Annotated in this window: 2 protein-coding genes and 1 tRNA gene; 1 reads left to right on the top strand and 2 read right to left on the bottom strand. The window is 62.9% G+C overall.

Features of this window, described 5'->3' with window-relative positions; genetic code table 11:
* The first annotated feature begins 102 nt into the window (after window positions 1–102).
* Window positions 103–178 (top strand) — tRNA-Gly (locus PMI38_RS01245).
* 690 nt (window positions 179–868) lie between these two features.
* On the opposite strand, the gene PMI38_RS01240 is transcribed toward PMI38_RS01245, so the two are convergent.
* Complete coding sequence (locus tag PMI38_RS01240; RefSeq protein WP_008089632.1) at window positions 869–1,279, bottom strand: PA2817 family protein; 411 nt, start codon at window positions 1,277–1,279, stop codon at window positions 869–871.
* A 191-nt stretch (window positions 1,280–1,470) separates the two neighbouring features.
* Window positions 1,471–3,918, bottom strand: coding sequence for an acyl-CoA dehydrogenase (locus PMI38_RS01235; protein WP_008089630.1), 2,448 nt, complete (start codon window positions 3,916–3,918; stop codon window positions 1,471–1,473).
* Window positions 3,919–4,068 lie beyond the last annotated feature (150 nt).

Genomic DNA, 4,068 nt, shown 5'->3' with positions numbered 1-4,068 from the left:
TCTCGTTTCCCGCTCCAGTTTAAATACTGTGGCGTCTATGCGGTGCAGTGGTGGTGAAGGCCTTCAAGGCGCTTCACGCCGATAGCGGTAAAGTTTCAAAATGCGGGAATAGCTCAGTTGGTAGAGCACGACCTTGCCAAGGTCGGGGTCGCGAGTTCGAGTCTCGTTTCCCGCTCCAATATTGTTGTTCATGGTATTCATGGACAACTGCAAAAAGGGCCGAAGACATTGATCTTCGGCCCTTTTTGTTTGCCTGCGAAAAAGTGGAACAGTGTATCTGCGACCAGGCTGGCGAAAATCGAGCGCCGCCCGCGCGGTGCTCGATCCAGCGTCGCTTCAAAGCTTGTGGCAGCCTCAACGGTACTCGATCGTGAAATTCAGAGCCCCCTTGGCCTCGCCGGGTGCCACCACTGCGTCGGTCTGATAATACCGTGCGCGAAGATCGAGGCGCGTGATGCCGGGTTTCAGGGAGCCCATATCCACGTATTCATTTGCAGCCAGGATTAAAATCATGGACACGCAAAAAGAAAGTAGGAAAACGCTGGAAATGAAGTGACTGAAGTTGCTTCAGTCGCCAATGAACTTGTTGGCATTGTCATCGGCTATGTCGCTGCACCGGTGCTCGACCGTTTGCAACAAGGGAAGGCGGTTGCGGCGTCGAACACGTCCTGGCATGTAATGGCGGGCAATGGCTCGGTTTCTACAGGCGCTTTCAAACCGGCCGCGCAGAACCCGAACCCCTGCTTTGTCGTCGTGGTGGTGGATACGTCCAACCAGTTCATGTGGCTGTGGGGGAACGATCATTCCCCTGCCGGTGCTCGACATCGATACGGTGATGGACTTTTACTCGCGTTGAGCGAGGCCGGCGTCAGTGTCGAGCCGCGGGCGGTGTCTGGGCCAGCAATTGCTTTTCCTGATGCCAGTCGAAGGGTTCGTCGTTGCGCTCGGCCTCGTAGCGACGTTCCTCGAGTTGCTGGTACAGGTCCAGCTCTTCGTCAGGCATGAAATGCAGGCAGTCGCCGCCGAAGAACCACAGCAGGTCGCGGGGGACCAGATGGGCGATCTGCGGGTAGCGCTGGATCACCTGGCAGATCAGGTCCTGGCCCAGGTATTGGCTTTGCAGGGGATCCTGCGGCAGTAGGGTCAGCAACTCGTCGAAGCGCTCGAGAAACAACGCGTGGCTTTCCTCCGGTACCTGTTCGGCCTCACCCAGCGCCACCAGGATGGTGCGCAGGTGGTGGAGCAGTTGCAGGTGGTATTCCAGGTTGGGGTTGGCCATGGAGGGGTCCTCGGGGTGATTGAAACGGGCGCGGAGTATACGCCCGTTGAGGCTGGGGTGGGGAAGGGGGTGGTGGTTCCGGCCCCATCGCCGGCAAGCCGGCTCCCACAAGTATCCCACCGAGCCTGAGAACAGCGGGGTTTCTGTGGGAGCCGGCTTGCCGGCGATGGGGCTGCTCGGCGGCCCCGTTATCAGCGCACCTTGCCTGACTCCGGCAGCAGTTGCGCCTTGTCGAAAGCATCCACATCGATCACCGCCCGGCGTGCGATTTCCGCCTCCTGCAGGCGCTGGCCTTCACCCGGTTGGAGCACGCCCGCTGCAACCGCCGCCTCGATGACTGACTGGCCCGGCGTTGGTTGCAGCTTGCCATCCTTGATAGCTTGGCGAAGTGTCTTGTGCAGCGGCACGGCTTCATCCAGCAAGTCGCTGGCCCGCTGCAGTGCCGCCACCGGATCGCCTTCGGCCTGCGGGCGGAAGCATCCCGCCAGCAATTCCTCCAGTGCCGGGTCGCCTTTGGCCCGGCCGATCAGCGCAGCCACCTCGGCATCCAGCTCATCGCTCGGCCCGGTGTGACGACGACCGAAGGGGAACACCAGCACCCGTAGCGCGCAGCCCACAAAGCGGTTGGGGAAGTTATCCAGCAGGCGGTCCAGTGCGCGCTCCGCCTGGCCCAGGCTCTCTTCCATGGCCCAGCGCAGCAACGGCCGCATATGTTCCGGCGAGCCCAGGTCGTGGTAGCGCTTGAGTGCGGCAGAGGACAGGTACAGGTAGCTCAATATATCGCCAAGCCGTGCGCTCAGCCGTTCCCGGCGTTTGAGTGCGCCGCCGAGCAGCATCATCGACAGGTCTGCCAGCAGGGCGAAGGCCGCTGCCTGGCGGTTCAACGCACGGAAGTAGCCCTGGCTCAAGGCGTCCCCCGGCACGCTTTCCAGGCGGCCCAGGCCCAGTCCGAAGATCAAGGTGCTGGCGGCGTTGCCGGCGGCGAACATGATGTGCTTCATCAACAGCTCATCGAATTCCCTGAGCGCCTGGTCGCGGTCCTCGCGCCCGGCCAGGGCCATTTCATTGAGCACGAACGGGTGGCAGCGGATCGCGCCCTGGCCGAAGATCATCAGGTTGCGCGAAAGGATGTTGGCGCCCTCCACGGTGATGAAGATCGGCGCACCTTGCCAGTTGCGGCCCAGGTAGTTGTTCGGGCCCATGATGATGCCCTTGCCACCGTGCACGTCCATGGCGTGCTGGATGCATTCGCGGCCACGTTCGGTCAGGTGGTACTTGAGAATCGCCGACAGCACCGACGGTTTCTCGCCCAGGTCCACGGCCTTGGCGGTGAGCAGCCGGGCGCTGTCCATCAGCCAGGCATTGCCGCCGATGCGCGCCAGCGATTCCTGGATGCCTTCGAAGGCTGCCAATGGCACGTTGAACTGCTCGCGGATGTTGGCGTACTGGCCGGTGACCAGGCTGGTGTACTTGGCTGCGCCTGTACCCACGGCGGGCAGGGAGATCGAGCGGCCCACCGACAGGCAGTTCATCAGCATCATCCAGCCCTTGCCGAGCATGGCCTGGCCGCCGATGAGGAAGTCCAGCGGCACGAACACGTCCTTGCCGCTGTTGGGACCGTTCATGAACGCAGCACCCAGCGGCAGGTGACGCTTGCCGATCTCCACGCCGGGGGTGTCGGTGGGAATCAGCGCCAGGCTGATGCCCAGTTCTTCTTCTTCGCCGAGCAGATGGTCCGGGTCGTAGGCCTTGAACGCCAGGCCTAAGAGGGTGGCGACCGGGCCCAGGGTGATATAGCGCTTTTCCCAGTTCAGCCGCAGGCCGATGACTTCTTCGCCTTGCCATTGGCCTTTGCAGACGACGCCGGTGTCGGGCATGGCACCGGCATCGGAGCCGGCCAACGGGCCGGTGAGGGCGAAGCAGGGGATCTCATCGCCGCGGGCCAGGCGGGGCAGGTAATGGTTGCGCTGTTCGTCGGTGCCGTAGTGCAGCAGCAACTCGGCCGGGCCGAGGGAGTTGGGCACCATCACCGTGGACGCCAGGTCGCCGCTGCGGGTGGCCAGCTTCATCGCCACCTGGGAGTGGGCGTAGGCAGAGAAACCCTTGCCGCCGTATTCCTTGGGAATGATCAGGGCGAAAAAGCCGTTTTCCTTGATGTGCTGCCAGGCTTGCGGTGGCAGGTCCAGGTCCTGGCCGATCTGCCAGTCGCTGACCATGGCGCACAGTGCTTCGGTGGGGCCGTCGATGAAGGCCTGCTCTTCGTCGGTGAGTTTGGGGGCCGGGTAGGCGAGCAGCGTGCGCCAGTCGGGGCGGCCGCTGAACAGCTCGCCATCCCACCACACGGTGCCGGCATCGATCGCTTCGCGTTCGGTCTGCGACATGGGCGGCAGGGTACGCTGGAACCATTTGAACACCGGGCCGGTGAACACCTTGCGTCGCCATTCCGGCAGCGCCACCAGGGCGATTTTCACGGCCAGGACGATCCAGATCAGGGTCAGCAGCCAGCCGGGGGCACTGCTGAAGATACCCATGAGCAGCACGTAGGCTGCCATGATGCCGAGAATCTGCAAGGGCGCCAGGCGCCGGTGCGTGAGGTACGCCGCGCCGATCACCAGCACTACCAACCACAACAGCAACATAATCGGTCCTCCTTGGAACCAGGGGCTTGGGCCGTCCCACAGAGCTTAGACGGCATCTGTTTCAGTGACAGGGTGGGCGGGCGGGAGTTCTGATTGAATTGCCGGGGCATGTTTGTGTATTGCCTGTACCGGCCGCTTCGCGGGACAAGC

The organism is Pseudomonas sp. GM84 (genome assembly GCF_000282535.1).
GTDB lineage: Bacteria > Pseudomonadota > Gammaproteobacteria > Pseudomonadales > Pseudomonadaceae > Aquipseudomonas.
Note: the sequence above shows the minus strand (reverse complement) of the source record. Positions and strands in the feature narration are given on the sequence as shown.

What these genes read in the sequence shown, in the direction of transcription:
- PMI38_RS01240 (WP_008089632.1), bottom strand. Translation starts at nt 1,279, where the DNA reads ATGGCCAACCCCAACCTGGAATACCACCTGCAACTGCTCCACCACCTG.
- PMI38_RS01235 (WP_008089630.1), bottom strand. Translation starts at nt 3,918, where the DNA reads ATGTTGCTGTTGTGGTTGGTAGTGCTGGTGATCGGCGCGGCGTACCTC.